General features: G+C 36.1%; 23 protein-coding genes. 10 read left to right on the top strand and 13 right to left on the bottom strand.

The window, feature by feature from the left end; translation table 11 throughout:
- Nucleotides 1-36: 36 nt before the first annotated feature.
- Together ACFVQC_RS15115 and moaA are read right to left on the bottom strand one after the other, a co-directional pair.
- On the bottom strand, nucleotides 37-1,050 hold the full coding sequence (locus tag ACFVQC_RS15115) for a molybdopterin-synthase adenylyltransferase MoeB (protein WP_377893145.1): 1,014 nt from the start codon (nucleotides 1,048-1,050) through the stop codon (nucleotides 37-39).
- Between the two features lie 17 nt (nucleotides 1,051-1,067).
- The gene (gene moaA, locus ACFVQC_RS15110; RefSeq protein WP_377893147.1) at nucleotides 1,068-2,081 is read right to left on the bottom strand and encodes a GTP 3',8-cyclase MoaA; all 1,014 of its coding nucleotides are present in this window, start codon (nucleotides 2,079-2,081) and stop codon (nucleotides 1,068-1,070) included.
- A gap of 396 nt (nucleotides 2,082-2,477) precedes the next feature.
- Here moaA and ACFVQC_RS15105 point away from each other — a divergent pair, with 396 nt between their 5' ends.
- Nucleotides 2,478-3,170: a Crp/Fnr family transcriptional regulator gene (locus ACFVQC_RS15105; protein WP_377893149.1), complete on the top strand. Its 693-nt coding sequence runs from the start codon at nucleotides 2,478-2,480 to the stop codon at nucleotides 3,168-3,170.
- A gap of 149 nt (nucleotides 3,171-3,319) precedes the next feature.
- On the opposite strand, the gene narI is transcribed toward ACFVQC_RS15105, so the two are convergent.
- Genes narI through ACFVQC_RS15085 form a run of 4 tightly spaced genes read right to left on the bottom strand, consistent with a single transcriptional unit; the run spans nucleotide 3,320 to nucleotide 9,725 of the window.
- A complete protein-coding gene (gene narI / locus ACFVQC_RS15100; protein WP_377893150.1) occupies nucleotides 3,320-4,009 on the bottom strand; it encodes a respiratory nitrate reductase subunit gamma in 690 nt (229 codons plus the stop codon).
- A gap of 17 nt (nucleotides 4,010-4,026) precedes the next feature.
- Nucleotides 4,027-4,557, bottom strand: a complete 531-nt coding sequence (gene narJ, locus ACFVQC_RS15095) for a nitrate reductase molybdenum cofactor assembly chaperone (protein ID WP_377893189.1) — start codon at nucleotides 4,555-4,557, stop codon at nucleotides 4,027-4,029.
- A gap of 19 nt (nucleotides 4,558-4,576) precedes the next feature.
- A complete protein-coding gene (gene narH / locus ACFVQC_RS15090) occupies nucleotides 4,577-6,052 on the bottom strand; it encodes a nitrate reductase subunit beta (RefSeq protein WP_377898605.1) in 1,476 nt (491 codons plus the stop codon).
- Nucleotides 6,042-9,725 carry a nitrate reductase subunit alpha gene (locus ACFVQC_RS15085; RefSeq protein ID WP_377898604.1) on the bottom strand — a complete coding sequence of 1,228 codons (3,684 nt, stop codon included), beginning with the start codon at nucleotides 9,723-9,725 and terminating at the stop codon, nucleotides 6,042-6,044. Before ACFVQC_RS15085 ends, narH begins: the two co-directional genes overlap by 11 nt.
- A gap of 711 nt (nucleotides 9,726-10,436) precedes the next feature.
- Here ACFVQC_RS15085 and ACFVQC_RS15080 point away from each other — a divergent pair.
- From ACFVQC_RS15080 to ACFVQC_RS15070, 3 genes are read left to right on the top strand one after another with little or no spacing between them, the layout of a single operon-like run.
- Nucleotides 10,437-11,399 carry an AAA family ATPase gene (locus tag ACFVQC_RS15080; RefSeq protein ID WP_377898603.1) on the top strand — a complete coding sequence of 321 codons (963 nt, stop codon included), beginning with the start codon at nucleotides 10,437-10,439 and terminating at the stop codon, nucleotides 11,397-11,399.
- Nucleotides 11,399-12,613: a DUF58 domain-containing protein gene (locus tag ACFVQC_RS15075; protein ID WP_377898602.1), complete on the top strand. Its 1,215-nt coding sequence runs from the start codon at nucleotides 11,399-11,401 to the stop codon at nucleotides 12,611-12,613. The genes ACFVQC_RS15080 and ACFVQC_RS15075 overlap by 1 nt, the downstream gene beginning before the upstream one ends.
- The gene (locus ACFVQC_RS15070) at nucleotides 12,610-14,838 is read left to right on the top strand and encodes a transglutaminase TgpA family protein (RefSeq protein WP_377898601.1); all 2,229 of its coding nucleotides are present in this window, start codon (nucleotides 12,610-12,612) and stop codon (nucleotides 14,836-14,838) included. The genes ACFVQC_RS15075 and ACFVQC_RS15070 overlap by 4 nt, the downstream gene beginning before the upstream one ends.
- A gap of 103 nt (nucleotides 14,839-14,941) precedes the next feature.
- On the opposite strand, the gene bsaA is transcribed toward ACFVQC_RS15070, so the two are convergent.
- Nucleotides 14,942-15,424, bottom strand: a complete 483-nt coding sequence (gene bsaA / locus ACFVQC_RS15065) for a glutathione peroxidase (protein ID WP_377898600.1) — start codon at nucleotides 15,422-15,424, stop codon at nucleotides 14,942-14,944.
- A gap of 224 nt (nucleotides 15,425-15,648) precedes the next feature.
- Here bsaA and ACFVQC_RS15060 point away from each other — a divergent pair, with 224 nt between their 5' ends.
- The 4 genes from ACFVQC_RS15060 (at nucleotide 15,649) to ACFVQC_RS15045 (ending at nucleotide 18,562) form a co-directional block, all read left to right on the top strand.
- Entirely contained in the window at nucleotides 15,649-15,858 is a 210-nt protein-coding gene (locus ACFVQC_RS15060; protein ID WP_002158089.1) for a DUF3925 domain-containing protein, read from the top strand.
- 249 nt (nucleotides 15,859-16,107) lie between these two features.
- On the top strand, nucleotides 16,108-17,073 hold the full coding sequence (locus tag ACFVQC_RS15055) for an MBL fold metallo-hydrolase (RefSeq protein WP_377898599.1): 966 nt from the start codon (nucleotides 16,108-16,110) through the stop codon (nucleotides 17,071-17,073).
- A gap of 85 nt (nucleotides 17,074-17,158) precedes the next feature.
- Nucleotides 17,159-17,593 carry a hypothetical protein gene (locus ACFVQC_RS15050; protein WP_377893160.1) on the top strand — a complete coding sequence of 145 codons (435 nt, stop codon included), beginning with the start codon at nucleotides 17,159-17,161 and terminating at the stop codon, nucleotides 17,591-17,593.
- Between the two features lie 723 nt (nucleotides 17,594-18,316).
- The gene (locus ACFVQC_RS15045; RefSeq protein WP_377898598.1) at nucleotides 18,317-18,562 is read left to right on the top strand and encodes a hypothetical protein; all 246 of its coding nucleotides are present in this window, start codon (nucleotides 18,317-18,319) and stop codon (nucleotides 18,560-18,562) included.
- A gap of 54 nt (nucleotides 18,563-18,616) precedes the next feature.
- Here ACFVQC_RS15045 and ACFVQC_RS15040 read toward each other — a convergent pair whose 3' ends face one another.
- Both ACFVQC_RS15040 and ACFVQC_RS15035 read right to left on the bottom strand, forming a co-directional pair.
- Nucleotides 18,617-19,297 carry a DUF3600 domain-containing protein gene (locus ACFVQC_RS15040; protein ID WP_377893162.1) on the bottom strand — a complete coding sequence of 227 codons (681 nt, stop codon included), beginning with the start codon at nucleotides 19,295-19,297 and terminating at the stop codon, nucleotides 18,617-18,619.
- On the bottom strand, nucleotides 19,294-19,872 hold the full coding sequence (locus ACFVQC_RS15035; protein WP_377893164.1) for a sigma-70 family RNA polymerase sigma factor: 579 nt from the start codon (nucleotides 19,870-19,872) through the stop codon (nucleotides 19,294-19,296). Before ACFVQC_RS15035 ends, ACFVQC_RS15040 begins: the two co-directional genes overlap by 4 nt.
- Before the next feature lie 207 nt (nucleotides 19,873-20,079).
- On the opposite strand from ACFVQC_RS15035, the gene ACFVQC_RS15030 reads away from it, so the two are divergent.
- Both ACFVQC_RS15030 and ACFVQC_RS15025 read left to right on the top strand, forming a co-directional pair.
- Nucleotides 20,080-21,066 (top strand): quinone oxidoreductase family protein, encoded by a 987-nt coding sequence (locus ACFVQC_RS15030; RefSeq protein WP_377898597.1) that lies wholly within the window; start codon nucleotides 20,080-20,082, stop codon nucleotides 21,064-21,066.
- 29 nt (nucleotides 21,067-21,095) lie between these two features.
- Entirely contained in the window at nucleotides 21,096-21,734 is a 639-nt protein-coding gene (locus ACFVQC_RS15025; protein ID WP_002148431.1) for a zinc dependent phospholipase C family protein, read from the top strand.
- Nucleotides 21,735-21,778: 44 nt separating this feature from the next.
- Here the strand turns inward: ACFVQC_RS15025 and ACFVQC_RS15020 are convergent, their stop codons facing one another.
- The 4 genes from ACFVQC_RS15020 to ACFVQC_RS15005 form a co-directional block, all read right to left on the bottom strand.
- Nucleotides 21,779-22,162, bottom strand: coding sequence for a VOC family protein (locus ACFVQC_RS15020; protein WP_377893169.1), 384 nt, complete (start codon nucleotides 22,160-22,162; stop codon nucleotides 21,779-21,781).
- A gap of 70 nt (nucleotides 22,163-22,232) precedes the next feature.
- Nucleotides 22,233-23,027 carry a sugar phosphate isomerase/epimerase family protein gene (locus tag ACFVQC_RS15015; RefSeq protein ID WP_377898596.1) on the bottom strand — a complete coding sequence of 265 codons (795 nt, stop codon included), beginning with the start codon at nucleotides 23,025-23,027 and terminating at the stop codon, nucleotides 22,233-22,235.
- A 192-nt stretch (nucleotides 23,028-23,219) separates the two neighbouring features.
- A complete protein-coding gene (locus ACFVQC_RS15010; RefSeq protein ID WP_341306961.1) occupies nucleotides 23,220-24,389 on the bottom strand; it encodes a DEAD/DEAH box helicase in 1,170 nt (389 codons plus the stop codon).
- 19 nt (nucleotides 24,390-24,408) lie between these two features.
- Complete coding sequence (locus tag ACFVQC_RS15005) at nucleotides 24,409-24,936, bottom strand: hypothetical protein (RefSeq protein WP_142395873.1); 528 nt, start codon at nucleotides 24,934-24,936, stop codon at nucleotides 24,409-24,411.
- Nucleotides 24,937-24,966 lie beyond the last annotated feature (30 nt).

The raw sequence follows: 24,966 nt of genomic DNA, 5'->3' as shown, positions 1-24,966 counted from the left end.
TCACCTCGTTTTGATAGGGAAAAACTTTCTTTATGTTCACCCTATATACTTTGCGTATAACCGTTTTGCCATTTTCAGATCATTAGTCCCATGAATAAACGCCCTACCGTCTGTAAATAAAACAAAACTATAGTCATCAATTAGAAACGATAGTAAATATGGTGTTTTTTTGACATTCACACTTTTTTGTAAGCGCTTTTGAATTTCTTCTAAATTAAGAATCCCCTTTACTCCCGGACGGATTTGAACCGTATTCCTTCCGCATAGCACTTCTGTTTTCATCTGTGATTCAAACGTTAAACTTGGATACGTGCGTAAATTTCCACAAGATGGACATGTACTTTTTTTCTGCCTATTTACTTTTAATGAAAGATATTGATTGTTCCAAATATCAAATGATAACATTGTCCCTCGTAACGACTGAAAATCATCCACCAATATTTTCATAGCTTCTGTTACTTGGTGAGCAACGACCATTTGTACAGCTGGCTGAATGATTCCTGCTGTTTCGCATGTTGCACCGCCCATAGGATGATCCATTAGGCAGCGAAAGCATGGCGTTTCCCCTGGAAGAATCGTATACGTTACACCGTAACCTCCAATGCAACCACCGTATATCCAAGGTATATTTTCTTTTTGTGAAATGTCATTTATAAGTAGGCGCGTATCGAAATTGTCAGTCGCATCTAAAATAAGATCCACTTCTTTTGTTAACTCTTCCATTTCTTGCATTGTGACATCCGTTACAACTGGTACAATTTCCACTTCAGAATTAATCCTTCTTAAATGTTCTGCCGCTGCAATTGCTTTTGGTTTACACTGCTGTGCATCTTCTTCTGTATATAACTGTTGCCGTTGTAAATTACTCCATTCGACGTAATCACGGTCTGCGATTGTCAATTTCCCAATTCCCATCCTAACGAGCACTTCCGCATTTGCGGCTCCAAGTGCACCCGCACCGATTAGGAGCACATGTTTTTCTCTTATTTTTCTTTGTCCCATTTCACCAATTCCAGAAAACAATACTTGCCTTGAATAACGCTCCTGCATATGGAATCCTCCTTTCGTTATCCACCAATGTAAGACATTTCAACTTTTGGACGTTTATTTGTACTTTCAGCCGTTCTTTCATCTGAATACCGATCTTTCCTAAACTCCCATGTATGTTGTAAAATTTTTAATAGTGATGCATCAGAAATATTTTCTCGAAGAAGCGTTCGTAGATCCGTTCCTTTTGTTCCAAATAAGCATGTGAAAAATTTACCGTCTGCCGAAATACGAGCTCTCGTACAAGAAGAACAAAATGACTCAGAGACTGAAGTAATAAATCCAACTTCTGCGTTGCTCCCTACATATCGATATAATTTTGCAACTTCTCCAAAGTAACGAGGTGTAACAGGCTCAATCGGATATACACGATTAATTTTCTCTATTAATTGTTCCTTCGTAATAACTTGTTCAAAGTTCCATCCGTTCGTACTGCCCACATCCATAAACTCGATAAAACGGAGCTGAATTTCTTGTTCTTTAAAATAACGAGCCATAAGAAGAATTTGACTATCATTCATCCCTCTTTTTACAACCATATTTACCTTTACTTCTAATCCAGCTGCCTTTGCTGCTTCAATTCCTTTCAATACAGGTTTTGTACTTACATTTCGTCCATTAATTTTTTGGAAGACATGATCCTCTATCGCATCTAAACTAATATTTACACGTTTTAATCCCGCTTCTTTTAATAGCTTTGCTTGTTTTGCTAAATGAATACCGTTTGTTGTGAGACCAATATCCGTTAAACCTTCTAGCTTTGCAAGCCTTGCAATTAACTTTGGTAAGTCTTTACGTAATAAAGGTTCTCCACCAGTAAGTCTAATTTTATTGACTCCCATACTTATAAATAATCTAGCTAATCTTTCTATTTCATCGAATGTTAATAAAAACTCTTCCTGTAAAAAAGCATAATCAGGTCCGAACACTTCAGCTGGCATACAGTATGTGCACCTAAAATTACAACGGTCAATAACTGAAATACGTAAATCTTGAAGTGGCCGTTCTAAAGAATCTCTCATCTTCTCGTGCATCTATATCCCTTCTTTTCTACTCAAATCCTTAGTAAGTTTTCAATTTTTTTATTTGCCTTTATTATAAAAAAGAAGCTACATATTCAATGTGACTTTTCTCACATTACTTTCCCCATTCAACAAATCTTCACAAATCCGTTCGAATTTTGTTCACATCTCTAGCCTCATTCTCTTTACACATTGAAATTTCCCATTGTGTTTCTTGTTCTCTTTTTCCAACTAAAAAAACGTAGAGTTATATATAATTCCTTACTACAAGTAGCTTTTTAGAAATTTGAGATTGTTTCCCCTTACGGTCATTGAAATTTCACTTTTTTTAAAAATAGCTCTTGCATTTTCATCATACTTACACTCAAAATAGGAAATGTATTGCTTATAAGAAGAAAGGTGATCGCTGTGGCAAACAGTATGACATTATCTCAAGATTTAAAAGAATTACTTGCATCTGTTGAATATAAAATGCAGATAAAAAAAGGAAGTTTTATTTTTCAAGAAGGTATGGAAGCAACAGATCTCTATATCATCCACTCAGGAAAAGTACAAATTAGTAAACTAAGTGCTGACGGGCAAGAATTAACACTCCGTATTTGTTCGCAATATGACATTATTGGAGAACTAACATTGTTCACGGACAATGCGAAGTATTTATTAAATTCAAAATGCCTTGAAGATGTTGAAGTAGGCGTTATAAAGCGTGAAGCCTTAGAAAAAGCATTACTCCAAAAACCCGCACTTGTATTTGAATTTATGAAATGGATTAGTGAACATTTAAGAAGAATGCAAACGAAGTTCCGAGATTTAGTATTACACGGCAAAAAAGGTGCCCTATATTCTACTCTCATTCGTATGACAAATAGTTATGGTATGTTAAAAGAAAATGGGATTCTCATCGATTTACCATTAACGAATCAAGAACTTGCAAATTTCTGTGCAACTTCGCGTGAAAGTGTAAATCGAATGTTAAATGATTTGAAAAAAAAAGGTACGATTTCTATTAATAAAGGAAAGATTACGATCCATGATTTACAATTTTTAAAATGTGAAATTGCTTGTGAAGATTGCTCTGCCTCTGTTTGTAGCATCGAGTAGCATCTTATATAGATGCTACTCTGTTTTCATATTAAGCTACTTATTAATTTTCACGTACACGGCTGTCACCTTATATTAACAAAAACGAGGCCTTCCATATTAGACCTCGTTTCGTTTTACCCGCTAGCTCCTATCCGCTTACAGCAGTATTATTTTTTCAATTCATTAGGAATACGTCTTCTGTAAATTACATAGCTGCGGCTTACATATTTAATTGGGGCACTAAATACATGTACAAGTCTTGTAAATGGCCATACTGCGAAAAGCCCCATCGCTGCAATAATATGAATTTTAAACCATACAGGTACTTCCATCATATATTCAACTTTCGGTTGGAAAATAAAGAGACTTCGGAACCAAGGGCCAATCGTTGTACGATAATCAAATCCTTTTGAGTCGATATTTAAAAATGTTGAAGAAAGTCCTGCTAACATAACGATAAGTAATAAAATAAGCGCAATATAATCTCCCGTTGTACTCGTTGCAATGATGCGTTTTACTGTTACACGGCGGTACGTTAATATAATTAAGCCGATGATAGAAGCAACACCCGCCGGAAGCCCGAAACTAATTGCTACTACATGATACATATGCTCAGAAATACCTATTGAACGGTATACAGCCTCTGGAATTAAAATCCCCATCACATGACCGCCAATTACGAACATGATCCCAAAGTGGAATAATAGACTTCCGATTCGGAGCATTTTCTTCTCTAATAGTTCACTAGATTTTGATGTCCATCCAAATTGATCATAGTTGTATCTGAAAATATGTCCACCGATAAAGATTGCAAAAATGATATAGGGAAACAACACCCATAGAAATTGATCCATCATTTTGACAACTCTCCTTTCTAATTTGTCTGTACACCCCATGTATCGATAGCGAGGAGAATAGCTGCAAGAATTGGTTCATACATACTGTCTGCTTCTTTCAACTGAACGTGTAACGCTTGTATATTTTCCTTGTATTTACTCATAATTGGCTCACTATCTTGCTCATTTGCATTTGCAAAAAACTCAAGCAAAAGCGGTAAATAATCAGGTAGTTCTTTATCTGTTACTTCAAAACCAGATTTTTTATAATGCTGTTTTAACTCTAATAATTCAATACCTCTTTCTCTTTGTTCACCTGTGTTCATATAAGTTAAATACATATTTGTCTTTTTACCAAAATCAAATGTATATACGTAACAATCAATTAATTGATCGTTCGTTTTATCTAGTGCTTGTTTTATAAATGCTGTAAGTGCTGCTTTAACGTCTTCCTGTTCAATTGCTTCAATCTCTTCTTGTAATTCAGTTAAAGCTTCTCCCCACCCAAGTTCCGGATAGGAGAGAAGAAAAGAAGAACAAGAAAAAGCAGTTTGTAAACTTTGTTTCATCATTTTCTGCCCCCTTTATTTAAGAAATTGTCATGCAAGACCCTGGCCCACCTGTGAAGGATAAACCACAGCTTCCTTGTTCACTATATAGATCAGCAACTTGTTCACGGTGAGATGTCGGGATGACAAAGCGATCTTTATATTTCGCGATAGCAAGAAGACGATACATATCTTCTACATCCTGTTTCGTTAAACCAATTTCTTTTAATACTGCTTCATTTGGTTCTTTATTAATTTGCAATGCTCTCATATGCGTTCGCATGACAGCCATTTTTTTCAATGTAAGACGAATGTGGGATTCATCTCCTGCAGTGAGTAGATTCGCTAAATATTGAATTGGGATACGCATATTATCGATAGCAGGGAAAATCTCTTCTGCTTGCCAGTTACTACCTTTCCCTTCCACCATATTCATAATTGGGCTAAGCGGTGGGATATACCAAACCATTGGCATTGTACGGTACTCTGGATGAAGAGGCAGAGCAATTTTCCAATCGATAATCATTTTATAGATTGGTGACTCTTGTGCTGCTTTAATCCATTCTTCAGGAATGCCTTGTTTTTTCGCTTCAGCTGCTACTTCTGGATCATTGGGATCTAGGAAAACAGTAAGCTGAGATTCATATAAATCTTTTTCATCTTCAACAGAAGCTGCTTCTTTCACTTTGTCAGCGTCATATAGCATTACCCCAATATACCGAATACGTCCTACACATGTTTCCGAACAAATCGTTGGCATACCAGCTTCAATACGTGGGAAACACATTGTACATTTTTCTGCTTTATTCGTTTGCCAGTTAAAATACACTTTTTTATATGGACAAGAAGATACGCAGAACCTCCAAGCACGACATGCATTTTGATCCACAAGAACAATCCCATCTTCTTCACGTTTATACATCGCACCAGATGGACAAGAAGATACGCAAGATGGATTCATACAATGTTCGCATATGCGTGGTAAATACATCATAAAGACATTTTCAAAATCTGTTTTAATTTCTTCTTCCATTTTCTTTACGTTCGGATCTTGCAATCCTGTTATATGTCCACCAGCTAAATCATCTTCCCAGTTTGGGCCCCATTCAATTTTGTCGATAAATTCGCCTGTAATTGCTGATTTCGGACGAGCAACTGGTTGATGCTTACGCTGCGGGCTATTTGCTAATGTTTCATAATCATAGTTCCAAGGTTCAAAGTAATCATCGATTGTTGGTTGATCTGGATTGTGGAAAATATTCATAAGGCGTTTCATTTTCGAACCGGATTTCAGCTGAATTTCACCATTTTTCAATTCCCAGCCGCCTTTATATTTCTCTTGATCTTCCCATTGTTTCGGATAACCAATTCCAGGTTTCGTTTCTACGTTATTGAAGTACATATATTCAGCACCTGGACGATTTGTCCAGGTGTTTTTGCATGTTACGCTACAAGTATGGCAGCCGATGCATTTATCTAGGTTCATTACCATTCCGACTTGTGCTTTAATCTTCAAGCCAATCTACCTCCTTCAGTTTACGGATTACAACATTTAAGTCACGCTGGTTCCCAGTCGGACCATAATAGTTAAATCCATAGCTTAATTGGCCATATCCACCAATCATATGTGTTGGTTTAACGTGAATTCGAGTTGGACTATTATGAGTTCCCCCGCGGGTGCTTGTTAATTTCGTACCAGGCACGTTAATATGACGATCTTGCGCATGGTGCATAAATGCCATTCCTCTCGGTATACGGTGTGTTACAACAGCACGCGCTACAACAACACCGTTACGGTTAAAGCATTCAATCCAATCATTATCAGCAACTCCAGCTTCTTCCGCATCATCTTTATTCATCCAAACAGTTGGACCACCTCTAAACAGCGTTAACATCGGTAATGAATCGAAATACATACTATGAATCGACCACTTATTATGCGGTGTTAAATAGTTTAGTGTAATTTCTTTTCCTTCTACTTCGGGACGTGATTTACGGAACGGTTTATGTTGCAGAATTGGTTTAAATGTTGCCATCGTTTCACCGAATTCTTTCATCATGTCATGATCTAAGTAGAAAGATTGTCGACCCGTTATCGTTCTCCAAGGAATAAGACGTTCCACATTTGTTGTAAATGGAGAGTAACGGCGTCCACCTTTTTCAGAACCTGTAAAGGCTGGAGAAGTAATTACTGTTTTCGGCTGTGCTGTAATTTGTTCGAATGTGAAGCATTCTTCTTCACGTTCTTCTGCTAAATCACGCAGTTTTAAATCCGTTTGTTTTTCAAGTGCTTCCCATGCTTTTACAGCCATATGACCGTTTGTTGTCGAAGAAAGCGTTAATACCGCCTCAGCAGCATTGATTGCTTCTTTTATGTCTGGGCAACCTTTCGCAATAGAATCCGTTCGAATAACTCCTAATTTGCTCTTTAATTGCTCATATTCTTTTTCTGCAGACCAAGAAATGCCTTTCGTACCAATCGGTTGTTTCCCAGCATTCGGCCCAAGCGCTGTCATTTTGTCATAAATCGTTTTATAATCTCGTTCGACAACATGAATTTGCGGCATTGTTTTACCTGGGATCGGTTCACACTCACCTTTACTCCAATCTTTAACTTTACCTAGTGGTTGCGCTAATTCTTGCGGTGTATCGTGAAGAAGTGGTGTTGCAACGACTTCTTTCATTGGTTCAAGATCGATTTTCTTCGCTAAATCTGACACAGCTTTAGAAAGAGCGGTGAAAATATCCCAGTCAGAGCGTGCTTCCCACGGTGAACCGATTGCTGGATTAAATGGATGTACAAATGGATGCATATCCGTACTGCTTAAATCATGCTTTTCATACCAAGTTGAAGCAGGTAAGACGATGTCAGAATAGAGCGCTGTTCCAGCCATACGGAAATCTAAATTAATGAGTAGATCAAGCTTCCCTTCTGGCGCTTCTTCATGCCACTTAATTTCTTCTGGTCGTATTGAATCACTATCGTCATTCATTAATCCATTTGTTGTACCTAATAAATGTTTTAAGAAATATTCGTGGCCTTTACCAGAACTTGAAATTAAGTTGGCACGCCATACGAATAAGTTGCGCGGGAAGTTGTTTTTATTATCTGGATCTTCAATCGCAAATTTTAGTTCTTTTTCTTTTAGTTTTTGTGCAACGTATTTTCCGATTTCTTCTTGCGTTGTTGCACCAGCAGCAACAGCTTCTTTATATAATTCAATTCCATTTTTCTCGAACGTTGGATAGGAAGGTAACCAGCCAAGTCGTGCTGCTAATACATTGTAATCACCGTGATGTTGATAACGAGAATTGCCCTCAATTGGTGATGCTAAATGTCCAACCGGTGTATCTTCATAACGCCATTGATCTGTTACGAAATAGAAGAAAGATGTACCGTTTTGTAATTTCGGTGGCCCCTGCCAATCTTTTGCCATCGCGATTGTTTGCCATCCTTCTGCTGGTCGTAACTTTTCTTGCCCAACATAATGTGCCCAACCACCGCCGTTTACACCTTGCGCTCCAACGAGAAGAACAAGATTTAAAACTGCGCGATAAATCGTATCAGAATTAAACCAATGGTTAATACCGGCCCCTACAATAATCATCGAGCGACCATCCGTATCAACTGCGTTTTGTGCAAACTCACGAGCGATTTGAATAATAAGCTCTCGTTTCACTCCTGTCATTTTCTCTTGCCATGCAGGTGTAAATGGTACATCATCATTGAAATCTTTCGGCTCTTGTCCGCCGAGCCCTCGGTTCACGCCGTAATTTGCTAACGTTAAGTCGTATACAGTTGTAACGAACACTTCGCCTTCTTCTGTCATAATTTTTTTCACTGGAATTGTACGTTCTAATACTTTGTTTCCATCATCTGAGAAGTACGGAATTTGTACCGTTCCAACAGCGTCTTCCATTCCAAGTAAAGAAAGACGTGGATCTATCTTTTCACCTGTTTGTTCATCTTCTAAACGCAAATTCCATTTCTTTTCGTTATCCCAGCGTGACCCCATTGTGCCATGAGGTGTTGCAAAATCGTTCGTATTTTCGTTCCAAAGAACAGGCTTCCATTCTCCTAACTTTGTTTCACGTCCAATATCAGTAGCATTTAAGAAACGATCCGCAACGAATTGATCTCCTTTTTGTTTCAATGTGACAAAGAAAGGAAAATCAGTATATTGCTTCGCATACTTTGTGAAGTATTCCACTTGATTATCTACGTAAAATTCTTGTAAGATTACGTGCCCCATTGCCATCGCAAGTGCACCGTCTGTACCTTGCTTCACACTAATCCAATCATCCGCAAACTTTGTAGATTCAGCAAAGTCAGGACTTACAGAAACGACTTTCGTTCCTTTATATCGAACCTCTGCTAAAAAGTGAGCATCTGGTGTTCTTGTCATCGGTACATTTGAACCCCATGTCATAATGTAGCCAGAGTTATACCAATCACTACTTTCTGGTACATCTGTTTGATCACCCCAAATTTGCGGAGAAGCTGGTGGTAAATCCGCGTACCAATCATAGAAGCTAAGCATCGGCCCACCCATAAGTTGCATAAAGCGGCTACCAGCTGCGTGACTTAACATCGACATAGCTGGAATTGGTGAAAAACCAACATTTCGGTCTGGACCGTATTTAATTACTGTATAAAGTAAAGAAGCTGAAACAAGTTGTAATACTTCATCCCAATTCGCACGAATGAATCCGCCTTTACCACGCGCCTGCTTATACTTACGTGCCTTTTCAGGGTTTTCCACAATGCTTTTCCAAGCATCTAATGGTGACTCGTTATTTTGTAGTTCTTCTTGCCACATTTCCCAAAGCACACCACGTACATATGGATATTTCACACGAAGCGGACTATAAATGTACCAAGAAAAGCTCGCTCCACGCGGACATCCTCGTGGTTCAAAATCCGGCATATCAGGACCTGTTGTTGGATAATTAAGCTCTTGACCCTCCCATGTTACAATTCCATCTTTCACATAAATGTTCCAGCTACATGAACCCGTACAGTTCACACCGTGTGTAGAACGGATTACTTTATCATGCTGCCAACGTTTTCTGTACACATTTTCCCATTCACGATCTTCATATGTTTCTTGTGTATGATTATCGTTATAACGATCTATTGGTGAAAAATATTTTAAACGTCTCATTAGTGCTGAAGGTTTCTTCTTCATACTGTTCACTCCTTTAATACGTCTCTCTTACATACCCTTACTATAAGAGAGGTTGTAAAATACAGATGTGACATTTCGCACAGTTCAAGAGATTGTCATAAATTCATTTGGAAATCAGTTTAAGGGGAAACATTTGTAAGTAAAGATTACTTTGTTTTGTTGTGAAGATTTCGGTCAGCGGTGAGCTTATTAGGAGAATAGTATTTGGAGGAATCACCTTTTTTGCATAAGAAAAAACGCAAGAGAAATTCCTACGTTTTTATATAAATATATTAAAAAGAGTTTTGATACTACTTCAATAATGCTATAAGGAATTTACTTTTCTTCAACGATACTATTATCAAGACGTATTTTATATAAAGTGAAACTTTAATCAGCCCGCAAATAGAGGGATAAAACTACAAATCATTATTTACTGTATTGCTCTTAATTACGGAAACAATTATACTAGATGTAATCTGCATATATAATCTGAATATTCATAAAATTATGAGTAGGATTACCTTTAAGGACATAGAAAGTATAAAGTATATCACCATGATTTTTTATCATTTAAGTTTTTCCCTATTTATATAAGTTCTCAATATGAACTTATATAAACCATTACTACTTACCTCTTAGATTACTATCATACTGCATTAAAATAAAGGAACTCCTTTTCTTTAACATAAAAATGAATTAGAAAAAGATAATAAAATTAGGAGGATTACGATGCCCCAGCTTGATTCATTACATCCCATTGTAGAAAAAATAATCAACAATATTGAAAAATTAATGGTCGGAAAACGAAAAGAAACGACCTTAGCCTTGACAGCTCTCTTAGCTGGAGGTCATGTACTATTAGAAGATGTTCCCGGTGTAGGGAAAACAATGCTAGTACGCGCTCTTTCTAAATCAATTGATGCCGATTACAAGCGAATTCAATTCACACCTGATTTACTGCCGTCAGATGTAACAGGTGTTTCTATTTACAATCCAAAAGAGCTCCAATTTGAGTTCAAGCCTGGACCAATTATGGGGAATTTTGTACTTGCTGATGAAATTAATCGTACATCTCCAAAGACACAATCTGCCTTACTTGAAAGTATGGAAGAAGGCACTATCACAATAGATGGCATTACAAGACCGTTACCAAAACCTTTCTTTGTAATGGCTACACAAAATCCGGTCGAATATGAGGGAACATATCCTTTACCAGAAGCTCAGCTCGATCGTTTCTTGTTGAAGCTAACAATGGGATATCCTACACCAGAAGAAGAATTTGAAATTTTAAACCGGATGGAAAAAACAAATCCACTCTCCCATTTACAAGCTATTACTACAATAGAAGAATTACTTTATTTACAACAAAGCGTACGGGAAATAAGCATGGACAAAGCAATCAAGCATTACATTGTAAAGCTTGTTAATCAGACTCGTTCTTATAGTTCTATACAGCTAGGTGCAAGTCCACGAGGCTCAATTGCTTTAATGAAAGCTTCACAGGCTTATGCATTCATTCATGGCAGAAATTATGTTATTCCAGACGATGTTAAATTTTTAGCTCCTTACGTTTTAGCTCACAGACTCATTCTAAAAATGGAAGCAAGATTTGAAGGAATAACAGGAGAAAAAGTTATCGCCAAAATCGTTGCACGAACTACCGTGCCGACGCAAAGGCCGATGAACCTTTGATGAAACGACTACTACAAGCACTATATCACGTTACCAAGTTATTGCTAATCCCTTTATGCCTAGTCTTAACATTTGTGTACGCTATGCTTCAAGGAGGATTTGTAAGTTGGTTTTTGTTTTACAGTACGATTCCTATTGGCCTTTATTCACTACTACTCCCCTTCTACGCTTTACGGGACGCTGAAGTAAAACGAATAACAAACCAAAATGAATATGCAGCAGGAGATCAATTTTCAAGCACGATTACAATAAAAAGAAAATTTCCTTTTCCCTTACTTTATTTAGTTATAGAAGATGAACTGCCACCACAATTTACAAGTTGTAGACAAGCAAAGATGAATAAGGTCATACTCTTTCCAGGATTAAAACGAAATATTTCGTTTCAATATGTTATTGACACAATCCCTAGAGGAGAGCACACTTTTTCAAGCGTACGTGTCAAAACTGGTGATCTATTCGGTATGATGGAGAAAGAAGTAACTTTTTCAGTTCCAGATACATTTTTAGTCTATCCCCAGTATGTAGATATAACGTATCGACAATTGGAAAATCATTTCGAACAAGGAGCACTTTCAGCAAATATAAATTTAGCAAAAAACTCTACAGTCTCTGTCGGTGTCAGAGACTATAAACCTGGTGACCGCTTTTCATGGATTGATTGGAAAGCAACTGCACGAACAAACAATATTATGACGAAAGAGTTTGAACAACAGCGCAGCCATAATATCATGATATTCATGGACAGAACCGAGTCCCCTCTATTCGAATCAGTCGTAACGTTTACTGCCTCTATTGTGAGGGCTGTCTTGAAGCAAAATTCACCAGCGTCATTCGTGTCTGTCGGAAAAGAACGAACTATTTTCCCATTAGACAATGGAGATACTCAGTTGCAACAAATCTTTTGTCATTTAGCGAAAGTACAAGCAGACAGTGTATTCCCGCTCTCCCAGAGTGTAGAAATGGAATTAAGAAAAATGTATCAGCCCGTAACGATTATACTCGTGACAAGCGATCTTTCTCCCGATATTCAAAAGGCGGCTGACTGTGCTGCTATAAAAAATAGAAAATTAATGGTGTTTGTCGTGAAAGAAAAAGCGAATCAACTCTCACATCGAGAACTAAGTATACTAGAAACTCTACAAAAACGAAAAATATTTGTAAACGCGGTTTATGAAAATCGGTATACAAACGTGTTTTTTGAGGTGAGCATATGATAACATTACAAACAAAATACCGATGGGATATGAGCAGATTCTTCATGCATGTATGTGCACTTCTTCTTTTACTAGAATGGCTAAGACCCCTTATAGGTATTACAAACGTAGGTAGATTAGATATTTTTGTAATATTTATAGGAATTTGCTTCACTCTCTCTTTTTTTCAAACGAGGTGGAAAATTCCAATAAAGATCGTCACAATCTTATTCATCGTTCATTCCTTGTATTATAAAAATTCTTTTATAAATCCATTTTGGCTAACAACATTTTTTTCTGATCTTTCTCGAAATTTCTCCCTGTTTTTCCAAGGGAATTTGCTAGATATTTCTCCAGTTTTTCCAACAATTTTATTTTTTCTATCATTTTGGTTTTTGAGTTCTTTCATCTCTTTTTGGATGATTCATAAAAAACGTGGGTTGTTATTTCTTGTATTGACTATTATTTATATCACAACTTTTCATAACTTACATTTATACAATGCAAACTACGCTATTATTCGTACTGTTGTCATCGGCTTTTTTATACTTAGTCTTCTTCGAATAGAACGAATAAAAGAGATGGAACACTTACAAAATTATGCTAGAGAAATCTCAAAATTACTTAGACCTCTTACAATATTTATTGTATTGTCAGCAACCATCGCATACTTTGCTCCAAAATTCGGCCCTCAATGGCCAAACCCAATGAATTTTTTAAAATTCAACACATCCGAAGCGAGTAAAAAACAAGAAGTTTCTACAATTGGGTATGGTTTAGATGACTCGCAATTAGGCGGTCCTTTTAAGGCGGATAATACAATTGTTTTTACAGCACAAACGCAAAACAAACAATATTGGAGAGTAGAAACAAAAGATTTTTATACAGGAAAGGGCTGGGAGGTTTCTGAAAAGCCGAAAAAGGTTTCTTTTAAAAATAAAAACGACGTCGTGAGCTGGTACGAACAAAATACAAAAACGGAAACAACCGAAGCAACCATCACCATGCAAAAAAGTGATCCTCACCTTACCTATCCAGCAGGATTAGTATCAGTTGAGACTTCTTCTGATGTATCATACAGTGTTGACCCATTTTCAGAAAAAATCTATACGATGCACGGAGACTCTTCTACTACTTTAAATTCGTATAAAGTAACATACGAGATCCCGGAGTTTCCCATAGAAAGCTTGAAAACTGTAAAAACGAATGAAGGCCATGAAGCGAGTTCTTATTTCATGACAAAGTACACACAACTTCCCGAATCATTACCGCAGCGAGTAAAAGACTTGGCTGTCAATCTTACAAATAATAAAGACAACCGGTATGATAAAGTATTAGCTATTGAAAATTACTTCTCAGACCATTCTTTTGTATATGAAACAACGAATGTCTTATTTCCTGCAAAAAACCAAGATTATGTAGATCAATTCCTTTTCGATACAAAAAGCGGATACTGTAATAATTTTTCGACGTCTATGATTGTGTTACTTCGTTCTGCTGGGATTCCAGCACGCTGGGTAAAAGGCTATACAGAAGGAACTCTTGAGAATACAATTGCTGAAGGTGAAGGTGAGAATGTTTATACAATCGCGAACAATAACGCACACTCTTGGGTCGAAGTATATTTTCCAGGATACGGATGGATTCCATTCGAACCAACAAAAGGATTTACCAATCCCTATAATTTTATAAATAATACGCCTGCTCCTATTTCACAAAATAGCGAAGCAAATAATTCTAATAACGAGCAAATACACAAACGGAATAATGAAGCAAAGCTCAAAAGTTTAATAGAAAATACAGAAAAAGCCTCTACTAAAAAGATTACAAATTCTAAAAATGGGTTTTCTTGGTGGTACGTATTCCTCTCTACGATACCAATTAGTATCATAGGATACATTCTCTTCACCACTAGAATGAAATGGATTACATTTTTTATTATTCTTTTCTATAAATACCGAAAAGATGATGCTGTTTATCTAAATGCTTACGGTGCACTTTTAAAACAATTTGCGAGAATCGGCATACCACGGGGGGAAAGTCAAACATTCCGAGAATACGCTCTCCGCATCGATACACTTTACAACTCGGCCGATATGCAACAACTTACTTTCAGTTATGAGAACGCTATGTATCAAAACGGACAGACCGCAGCCGAATGGAAGAAATCCGTACACTTATGGGAAGTGCTTATGAAAAAAGCAGCTTCTCTACCTAAATCAAATGAATTCGATACAGTGATTTAATCTTGATAATATGAGTTTAAAGAAAACACCTCAAAGACTAAGAGCTACTTTGTTCTTTGAGGTGTTTTCTTAATAAACATAATAAAAGATAGCTAACTCCTAATTATTCCCCAAGCACCTTCTCAATCTCCACCTCTAAATCCACCGGCTTCGTCTGCGGTGCAAAACGTCCTACTACTTTCCCGTCTCTTCCAATTAAAAACTTAGTAAAGTTCCATTTTACTGCTTTCATACCGAGTAAACCTGGTGCTTGTTCTGTCATGTATGTATACAGAGGATGAGCCTTGTCACCTTTCACATCAACTTTTGCAAACATCGGGAAGTTTACACCGTAGTTCAATTCACAAAAACTAGTAATATCAGCTTCCGTTCCCGGTTCTTGTCCTCCAAATTGATTACAAGGGAAACCGAGTATTTCTAGTCCTTGGTCTTTATATTTATCATATACTTCTTGTAACCCTTTATACTGCGGTGTAAATCCACATTTACTAGCTACATTTACAATAAGAAGTGCTTTTCCTTCGTAATCTTTTAACGATTTATCTTCTCCTGTTATTGTTTTAGCTGAAAAATCATGAACTGTCATTGTTCCTACCCCTCTCTACACTATCATTCTATGTTTATACTATACTACATTCGTGAATATACAGCTTCTATTACATACTTACATGCCAAAATGATAGCGTTTTATTTACGTTCGAGAATTCGACACAAACTACTAGACTTTTATAATGGAAAGTTTTACAATTGAATTGTGAACAAAATGTGACAGTTTATATTCTATTATAATAGAAAAGGATGGTGTTCATTATGAAAACTGCACAACGTGAAACGATTTCAAATCGCGAGTTTTATTTCGTACTATATATGATGTTATTGTATGTTACTGGATGGGTAATCGATGTAAATGGTTTATTCTTAAGCTCCTACTTTAATTTAGCAGGAGAAATTACTCTTCCACTAGTTGGCGGTATTGTTGGACTTTTCATTATGTCTATTAGTAAAGGACAAACTAAATAACAACATTACATAAAGGCAGAAGACGAATTTTCGTTTTCTGCCTTTATCTTTTTTTAGCGTATAATATAAAGTGAAACTTTAATCAGTGGGGATTTTGTTCATCCCCACTGATTATTAGCCCTCACCAATCGGGCTTTTACGGGAAGTTGATCTCCCGCCTAACTGCTTTGCTTCATACAAATTTTGAGGTGGGAGTCTTACTGCCCGTTATTGCGGGAAAAACATGCAAGTATATAAGGAGTGGTAAGTATGAAAAAAGTAGAACAATTGTCTTCTCACCTATATCTTATTGATGATTACGACTTACAACACAATGAACGAACAGGTACGTATGTTTTATTAGGTGACGATATTACTTTAATTGAAACTTGTGCGGCCCCTTCTCTTCCCTATATTTTAGACGGCTTACAACAATTACATATTGATTTAAATGATGTTAAAAACATTATCGTTACACATGTTCATTTAGATCATGCAGGCGCAGCAGGGTTAATGATGGAAAAGTGCCCAAATGCTACTCTATTTGTGCATCCGCGCGGGGCTCGTCATATGATTGATCCAACAAAACTCATTTTAGGCGCAAAAGCTGTGTACAAAGAAGATTTCGATAAACTTTTTGCTCCAATTCTTCCAATTGAAGAAAAACGTGTTCATATTGTCCAAAATGATGATACATTAAAGATTTCAGAAAACCACATCCTTACATTTTATGATACACCAGGGCATGCGAAGCACCATATTAGCATTCATGATTCATTAACAAACGGCATTTTTACTGGTGATACAATCGGAATTTATTATAGAGAGCTTGCAGACCTTGGTGTAGAGTTATATTTACCATCAACGTCCCCTTCGCAATTCCAGCCAGATGCGATGACTGCTTCTAAAAATCATATTCAAAGTATGAATGTAGATACTATTTATTTCGGTCATTACGGTGCATCCTCTCATGTTACAGAAGTATATAACCAACTGGAACATTGGTTACCTATTTTCGTTAATACTGGAAATGAAGTTTTTCAAAAACATACTGATTTTGATGAGGCTACTAAGGCATTACAATCTTTACTAATGGAGAAAGTCTCCACTCATCTTACAAAACTAAACGTTCCATCAAATCATTCTGTTTATAACATTTTACATCTTGATTTAGAGATTAGCGCGATGGGAATTATTGATTACTTAACGAAGCAAACAAAATCCATAATTAACTAATAGAAAACGAAGATATATACAACGCCATTATCGTATATATCTTCGCTCCTTGAATATATTTTTTAATAAAGGATGGTGGAATAAAATGCAAAAAGTGATTCAATATCTCTGCTTTACATTATTTATCGTCTTATTATTATTTGTTGGAGTAAAAATTCAATTTTATTTAGATACAGACGCGCAGGTGAACTTTAACGTTTATCCAAGATTATTCTACTTTACACTCTTCCCTCTTTTGGTCGGCATTTTATTACGATTCCTTCAATCTATTAATCACGCAACGAGTAAACAAAACTGGAGCTTTCAGCCGGATAAATTTATCGCTATTACAGTGCCTACAATATTAATTTCCTTTTCCCCAGCTCTACTCTTCTCACCACTTGGCGAATACTTACCTTATTTAGCTAATATTATTCTTGTGAATACAACTTTCGTTACCATTATTAGTTTAATAGCTGGTTACTCGCTTTTAGATTGTTTTATACAAAAAGACAAGGAGAATAGTAAGGAATATAACTAAGTGATTTCCCACTTTCACTTTATTAAGCAAGTCAAGTTGACACTCCCACCCCTAAAGGGGCTAGCTGACTAACGTCAGTTGGATTCTTGCTACCAAAGGCGAAGTCCATTTCTGGTATCGCTGACGTGCAAGATTGCGGTGTGCCATCACCACTCCCACAACAGACCATATAGGTTCGTGGGCTACGGTACTGTGACCATACCGTACAGATTGTTCGTTCTCAAATGTTTTTACGTCTTTTGCATGACGACTTAATACATTTTACGGAGTAGAAGAATTGACTACCCCAACCTCATATGTATTCTGTTTTCAGAGAACATTCGTTTTAGAGTTTTTTGCATGACTATGAATAAAGTATACCATGTTTTGCTATGCAAAAACGATGCTTTCATCCCACGTCTAAAGACGGACTAAAGTCCTGCGTGGGCTTTCCCGTATCATAAATTCTGTAATTCTGCCCCTGACTTGTATACAAAAGAACCTAATAATCAATTTTTAAGTGTCGTTGGTTATGGTGGTTTATTTATAAGTGCAATACTCCTTGTGAGAGTTGCTATACATGCGGTAAGGAAATTTAAGTAATAACAAAACGAGTATGAAATCGCATAGATTTTATACTCATTTTTTATTGTTCATATATTTAATTGGTAATAGGAAATTTATGTTAAACTAAAGAAAATCGTGCGCTAAGTCAAAATACATTTCAGCCAAGGGAGATTTATTATGTATAAATTAGGGGCTTTCTCGGTTCTAACATTTATCGCAAGTGTATTTTCTTTCTTTATTTTAAGAGGGCCTAATGCGAATTTATCGTTACTTATTATGATTCTCAGTATACTTTCATTCCTCGGAATTATATTTGCGATAGCATCAAAAAATTGGTTATTCGGAATACTTGGTACTGCATTAAATGGAGTAATACTGGTAGTTGTATATTTCCTATTGATAGCAAAAGGAATAGGTGGTTAATATCTTTACGCTTCAATTAAGAAAGCTCAAAGCTAAAGCTATGAGCTTTTCTACTTATCGCACCTTTTCATCTACATACTCCATAAACTGCTCCGCTTTAATAAATCTGTCTTTGTACGCCTCAGGTACTTCGTCTACTGTTATCCCACCACTTGATTTCGTTTTTACTAATACGGTTTGATATGACATTAATGCTTCCATATATTGTTCATACTCTTCTGGAGTTAACACTTCTTTACTAGATTTATGGCCATTCAATTTATCAAAATACGGTTGAAGCTCCATTTCTACCTTTTTCATTTCCTCTTTTTTAGCTGATGATAACTGATCATAATCAATATTACCGTTCGAATCTCCATACTCAAGCTTTGCATTTGTTAATTTCTTTAGTTCTGTTGTAAACTCTTCATATTCCTTCGCACCCATTTCATCTTTCGCTTGTGATAATTTTGCATTAAAACGCATATACGCTTCTAATGTCATCGCTCCGGCATGTTTTTTTAAATTCTCAAAAGATCCGTATATACCATCCGCCATAATAGATTGATAAGCAAAACCAGTCGTCGGGATTAAAAGTGCTGCTGCAAGCACTCCGGCGATAAGACGTTTCTTCCTTTTACTCCCTCCGCGCTTCATTTTTATTTGCACGATTACTTTTTCTTTTAACTCCGGCGGGGCAATAACCCCCTTCGCTTCTTCTTGTATAGATTCTCTAACTCTACAATTTAAACTCATTTCACATTCCCTACCTCTCCTAAAAAGATTTCTTCTACTTGCTCTTTTTGACGTAGTTTCTTTAATGCCGAATGAATTCTAGATTTCACAGTCCCAATTGGAATATGTAATATTTGCGCTACTTCTTCTTGGGAGTAATCGTGTAAGTATCTTAAAATAATAACTTGCTTCAGTTTATATGGTAATTTATGAATGAGTTCGATTAGTTTTTGGTTTGATATTTTACTTACAACATCGTTAGAAAAATCAACTTGTACTGGTTTTCTTTGCTCTTCTGCTTTTTTTACAATACGTAGTCGCATCCACCTCTTTCTTCTATAAGAATGAATTTGTTTAATCGCAAGTCCGATTAGCCAAGGACGAAATGGCTTCTCGCTATCGTATTTACGAAGCGCTTCATATAGCTGTATGTATATTTCTTGAACGACATCATCTACATCTGTTTTATCCTCTATTAAAAAATGTGCTGTCTTATATACTTCTTGAATCGTTTTATCATACAATTCGCTATACGCTTCTTTATTGCCCGATAAAGTTAATTGGATTAAATCTATATACACTGTTTCATCCTTCATGTATCATCCCTCCTTTGTTCTACACTATATATTGGCAAGTAAATGATATTTCGTTCGATTTTTTCAAAAATTTTTTTATATACGTTAATATAATGATCTAATAACTTCATAAGATTCACTTATAACCTTGCATAACAATTATATAATTTTCCATTTCCTAATAAAGCTTTAAAATGATTTATATAGTAAAATTTAGGGGGATATATGATGAAAGCTATCGTTGTAACTTCTTTCGGTGGTCCTGAAGTGATGCAATATACAGATGTGGATATTCCAGCCATTTCAGATAATCAAGTTTTAATTCGCATTGTTGCTACTAGTGTTAATTTTGCCGATATTAAATCACGTTATGGAAAAAAAGGAAACAAGGCCTTACCTTTTATTCCAGGGATAGATGCAGCTGGTATTGTAGAACAAGTCGGTTCTCATGTAAAAAACATTTATCCTGGCCAGCGTGTCATTGCTTTTCCTCAAAACGGCTCTTACGCTGAATATGTAGTCGCAAACGAAAATCTTACTTTCATTTTACCTGATGAAGTCGGCTTTCAAACCGCCGCCGCTTGTCCTATCGTATCTTTTACAAGCTATAATTTACTTGTAAATGTTGCAAGACTTCAACAAGGTGAATCTGTTCTAATTCATGCCGCTGCTGGAGGAATTGGTACTACCGCGATTCAACTCGCAAAATTATTAGGGGCTAAAAAAGTAATCGGGACTGTCGGAAGTGAAGCAAAAAGAAAAATTGCTTTAGATGCTGGCGCTGATTATGTTATTTGTCATCAAGATGAAGATTTTGTAGAGAGGGTAACTCAGCTTACACACGGAGAAGGCGTTAATATTGTTTTAGATTCTATTTCTGGTACTGTGTCCGAAAGAAGTTTAGAATGCCTTGCTTATTACGGTCGTCTCGTCCATTTCGGCAATGCTAGCGGAGAAGTTGGTAATTTTCAAACGAAAGATTTACACGCAAGTTGCCGTTCTATACTCGGTTTCAGCTTTGGCACTACACGGAAAAAACGTCCTGAATTGCTTCAAGAAACTGCGAATCAAGTTTTCCGTTATTTACGCGATGGAAGTTTACAAATTAAAGCTACGAAATCTTTTCCTCTTCAAGATGCAGGGAAAGCACATGAATGGGTCGAAAGTAGACAAAGTACAGGGAAAGTAATACTACACGTTCAAACAGCTCCCTAAAATGAATACATGAAATAGAGGTGTTATTCATGGGATCACGAATTATGCATATCATTATCGCTAACGGTATTGCTAAGAAACTTTCTATTCAAGATAAAACTTCTTTCTTACTTGGTGGTGTAGCTCCTGATGCTGTTCATTCAAAAGAAGAAAAAGGAACTTCACATTTTTACGCTGGTACAACGAAAAACTATACAAGAAGAATAGATTACGAATCATTTATTCATAAATATGAAGAGCATATAGACTCCCCTTTTCTTTTAGGCTATTATACGCATCTCATTGCCGATGATAATTGGCTAAGTGGATTTTTTCTACCTTGGCTAAAAAACAGAATTGAGAACGACGAAACCATCGCACCTATGTACTATAACGATTTTAAATTATTGAACGCACAATTGTTGCATCATTACGATAAAGAACAACAGCTCTTTTCTCTTCTTAATCAAGAAGCTCACATTGTGGACATCGAAGAGGTTTCTAAAGAGAACGTTTTGGCTTTTCGAAAATATCTTTTTGAAGATATGCTGTACCCCGAGCAACATTTGTATGAAGACCTACAGGTTTTTACGTTTGATCAAATCGTTGGTTATATTGAGACAGCTATTGAAAAAGGGACATTTTTTATCAAACAACTCTCTAATGAAAAATCCACTTCAAACATTTAATCCCCCTCATTATATATAAGGGGGATTTTGACATAACAATATCATTATTTGTTCTTTTCCATAACCGCAAAATAATTCCCTTCACTATCAGCAAAGTTAAACACTTTACCTGAAGGCATTGTTACCATTTCGCCAACTGTAACATTTTTATTTGTTAAATCTGTATATAGTTGTTCCAGATTTTCTGAGAAGAACATTAAAGACGGTGTACCAAGATTCAATTCTGGACTCATTTTAGAAATAACTTCTTTATTATGTAGTATAATGCTCGTTTCTGCATCGTTAGTTGGAGCGATTTCAATCCATCTCATTCCTTGTTTGTTATCTTCCTCTGCAATTACATGAAACCCTACTTTTTCTGTCCAAAAATCTACTGCCTCATCTTGATTATTTACATATAACATAATTTTTCCGACTTTATGAATCATTGGTTTTCCTCCTAATGGTTTTTATATTCTATGTAGCTTTCTACAATTACTATTGTTATTCCTTTTTAATTTATATGTACTTCTTTACGAAATTGATCGACTGGCTCATTCCGTCAAGTTGGTCAAAATAATCATTTCTTTCAATCATGTTATACCCGTCGAATCCAATTTCGTCTAATGCCTTGAAGAATGTATCAAAATCCACTTCACCATTTCCTGCTGCGACTTCTATATACTTACTTGAACCATTGCTTTTTACTTCTTTACAATCTTTAATGTGTGTTTGTACTACATACTCTTTTAAGAGAAATAGACTCTCTATCAGATTTTCATTTACATCACTTATTATATTTGCTGGGTCAAAGTTAACAGCTAATCCTTTTGCGTTTATATTTTCTAAAAATCTTTTTAACACTATCGCTTTTTCAGATCCCGTCTCAATTGCGAAGACTCCCCCAAATTTAAATACTAAATCTCCTATCTCATCACAAACCCGTTCCATTTTATTATAGTACTCACTTTTTTCATCATCTGGAATTTCCCCAATATGAGCTGTTATTATCCTTGCTCCGAGTTCTAACCCCTTGTCAGTAGTATATTTAAACTGATCTATTGCACTGTCAATTTCCGTTCCTACAATTCCATTTTCTCCAAAATTAATTGCTAATGATGGAACTTTCATTCCATTAAGAGATAAACTTTCCTTTAAAGTAATCCATTCTACCTTTGAAATATTAGCTAAGTTGAAGTTCCTATTCATAGCATATAATTGAATATATTTTAAATCCCATTCCCTCGCCTTTTGTATCCCTTCGTTTACTTCAATATGTTTCGTATTTAAAAACATTCCTAATTTCCTATCCATACATGTACCTTCTTTTTATTATTTCATATCAGTTTTATATTCGGCTTTTTTATATTATTTCCTTGTACAGACTAAATGAGAAATACTTCACCTTTATCGATATTTCTTATAGTAGCGTTAATAAAACTCCCTTTATTATTCAATTACAAACAAAAAAGACGTAACTACGTATAGTTACGTCTTTCCATTTATTTATCTAGGCTTTTTCTTCCCAGTAAATGCTGGTTTCTTTTTCTTTGGTGCTGGTGGTTTCGATTCTACAAATGTTCCTTTGAACATTTCTTGTTTCGTAAACACAATACCTAATTTTTTCGCGAATTGTAGTAATTTACGCTCTTCTTGTTCTGTTACAAGAGAAACGACTGTTCCTTCTTTGCCCATACGTCCCGTACGTCCTGAGCGGTGAATATATTGGTCTACTGTGTCTGGTAACTCTAAGTGGATTACGTGTGTTAAATCATCGATATCTAATCCACGTGCTGCAATATCAGTAGCAAGTAAAATTTCTAATTTCCCGCTGCGGAATGCACGCATCGTTGCTTCACGTTCTTGTTTGTTCGCTTCTGCGTGAAGAGCTGCTGCTTTCATTTTGCGGAATTGCAATTTCCGAGTAATTTCATCTAAGCGGAAAGGATCATTTAAAAAGGCAACTGCTCTTACATTTCCCATATGCATAACTCTTCTAATATAATCATTTTTTTCACGACGTTCACAAACGATATACGTATGTTCAACTAGGCTCTTTGCCTCTGCACGTGTTACACGAACTAATTGTGGCTCAGTTGCCAAATCACGTGCCGCCTCTTCTGCAGCTTTTGTTATTGTCGCCGAGAAGAATACTAATTGACGATCGCGCATCGTTGATTTAATTACATCAAGTACAGCACCCATCATCTTTTGTTTTACAATTTGATCGAACTCATCAAATACAATTGTTTTCACTTCATGCATCTTTAATTTTTTCATGCGAATCAATTCTAAAATACGTCCTGGTGAACCAACAATTACTCTCGGATGTTTCTTTAATTTTTCTACTTGGCGCTTAATGTCTGCACCACCAATTAAAGATGCACCTGAAATATCAGTTCCCGCTGTAAATTTTTGAACTTCTTCATGAATTTGCATAACAAGTTCACGAGTTGGCGCTACAATTACAACTTGAGCTTGTTTTACTTCAGGATTAATTTTATGTAAAAGGGGTAATAAGTACGCTAGTGTTTTTCCTGTTCCAGTTGGAGATTCAGCTATAACGTCTTGTCCTTCTAAAATAGTTGGAATCGCCTGTTTTTGAATTTCAGTAAACTCTTTAAAACCAGCCTTTTCCCAAGCTTGTTGTAAAAATGGTTGCATATCTTTTATCATTTGTTTTTCTCCTTTATCTCTATTTTTGAAGAAAATGTTGTATTGTTCGCACCGTTTCTATCATGTGTGAAATAACAGCTATTAAATCATCAACATGGTCTTCTGTAATCGCTTTTTGAAATAGAACCTCTACCTTATTATGATATGAAATCGCTTGCTTATTATATTCGTATGAAATTTTCTGCGAAATCATTCGCTCTTTTCCCCATATAGATTGCAATACAGCTTCAATTTCGCGGCATCCTACCTCTGGTTGTTCCATCGGGAACGAAAATTCCAACTTCATTTCACAACCTGGTATAAACTGAGGTACCTCTAATATTTCACCTGATAAATTCTTTGCATCAACAGATAGCGAAAATGTTGCTTCTACCAACGTTTTAAATGTTTCTGTTAGTTGAAATGAAATACTATACATACGACTTAATGAAGCAAGGTCCATCACATCTTTTCGATCTGTTACAAGAATATCACCATGTAGATCGAAATCATAGACAGCTCCTTCCACGATTACCTTTAAATTTTCAAAAGCAGTTGGATCAAACATAATTTCCTCCAAAAAACAGGCGCCTTTCGA

Origin of the sequence: Bacillus sp. NPDC057893 (genome assembly GCF_042796455.1) — a bacterium.
In the GTDB taxonomy this organism is placed as follows: Bacteria; Bacillota; Bacilli; order Bacillales; family Bacillaceae_G; genus Bacillus_A.
This window is presented reverse-complemented; position numbering and strand designations above follow the sequence as displayed.

What these genes read in the sequence shown, in the direction of transcription:
- ACFVQC_RS15115 (WP_377893145.1), bottom strand. Translation starts at nt 1,050, where the DNA reads ATGCAGGAGCGTTATTCAAGGCAAGTATTGTTTTCTGGAATTGGTGAA.
- moaA (WP_377893147.1), bottom strand. Translation starts at nt 2,081, where the DNA reads ATGCACGAGAAGATGAGAGATTCTTTAGAACGGCCACTTCAAGATTTA.
- narI (WP_377893150.1), bottom strand. Translation starts at nt 4,009, where the DNA reads ATGATGGATCAATTTCTATGGGTGTTGTTTCCCTATATCATTTTTGCA.
- narJ (WP_377893189.1), bottom strand. Translation starts at nt 4,557, where the DNA reads ATGAAACAAAGTTTACAAACTGCTTTTTCTTGTTCTTCTTTTCTTCTC.
- ACFVQC_RS15085 (WP_377898604.1), bottom strand. Translation starts at nt 9,725, where the DNA reads ATGAAGAAGAAACCTTCAGCACTAATGAGACGTTTAAAATATTTTTCA.
- ACFVQC_RS15080 (WP_377898603.1), top strand. Translation starts at nt 10,437, where the DNA reads ATGCCCCAGCTTGATTCATTACATCCCATTGTAGAAAAAATAATCAAC.
- ACFVQC_RS15075 (WP_377898602.1), top strand. Translation starts at nt 11,399, where the DNA reads ATGAAACGACTACTACAAGCACTATATCACGTTACCAAGTTATTGCTA.
- ACFVQC_RS15070 (WP_377898601.1), top strand. Translation starts at nt 12,610, where the DNA reads ATGATAACATTACAAACAAAATACCGATGGGATATGAGCAGATTCTTC.
- bsaA (WP_377898600.1), bottom strand. Translation starts at nt 15,424, where the DNA reads ATGACAGTTCATGATTTTTCAGCTAAAACAATAACAGGAGAAGATAAA.
- ACFVQC_RS15060 (WP_002158089.1), top strand. Translation starts at nt 15,649, where the DNA reads ATGAAAACTGCACAACGTGAAACGATTTCAAATCGCGAGTTTTATTTC.
- ACFVQC_RS15055 (WP_377898599.1), top strand. Translation starts at nt 16,108, where the DNA reads ATGAAAAAAGTAGAACAATTGTCTTCTCACCTATATCTTATTGATGAT.
- ACFVQC_RS15050 (WP_377893160.1), top strand. Translation starts at nt 17,159, where the DNA reads ATGCAAAAAGTGATTCAATATCTCTGCTTTACATTATTTATCGTCTTA.
- ACFVQC_RS15045 (WP_377898598.1), top strand. Translation starts at nt 18,317, where the DNA reads ATGTATAAATTAGGGGCTTTCTCGGTTCTAACATTTATCGCAAGTGTA.
- ACFVQC_RS15040 (WP_377893162.1), bottom strand. Translation starts at nt 19,297, where the DNA reads ATGAGTTTAAATTGTAGAGTTAGAGAATCTATACAAGAAGAAGCGAAG.
- ACFVQC_RS15035 (WP_377893164.1), bottom strand. Translation starts at nt 19,872, where the DNA reads ATGAAGGATGAAACAGTGTATATAGATTTAATCCAATTAACTTTATCG.
- ACFVQC_RS15030 (WP_377898597.1), top strand. Translation starts at nt 20,080, where the DNA reads ATGAAAGCTATCGTTGTAACTTCTTTCGGTGGTCCTGAAGTGATGCAA.
- ACFVQC_RS15025 (WP_002148431.1), top strand. Translation starts at nt 21,096, where the DNA reads ATGGGATCACGAATTATGCATATCATTATCGCTAACGGTATTGCTAAG.
- ACFVQC_RS15020 (WP_377893169.1), bottom strand. Translation starts at nt 22,162, where the DNA reads ATGATTCATAAAGTCGGAAAAATTATGTTATATGTAAATAATCAAGAT.
- ACFVQC_RS15015 (WP_377898596.1), bottom strand. Translation starts at nt 23,027, where the DNA reads ATGGATAGGAAATTAGGAATGTTTTTAAATACGAAACATATTGAAGTA.
- ACFVQC_RS15010 (WP_341306961.1), bottom strand. Translation starts at nt 24,389, where the DNA reads ATGATAAAAGATATGCAACCATTTTTACAACAAGCTTGGGAAAAGGCT.
- ACFVQC_RS15005 (WP_142395873.1), bottom strand. Translation starts at nt 24,936, where the DNA reads ATGTTTGATCCAACTGCTTTTGAAAATTTAAAGGTAATCGTGGAAGGA.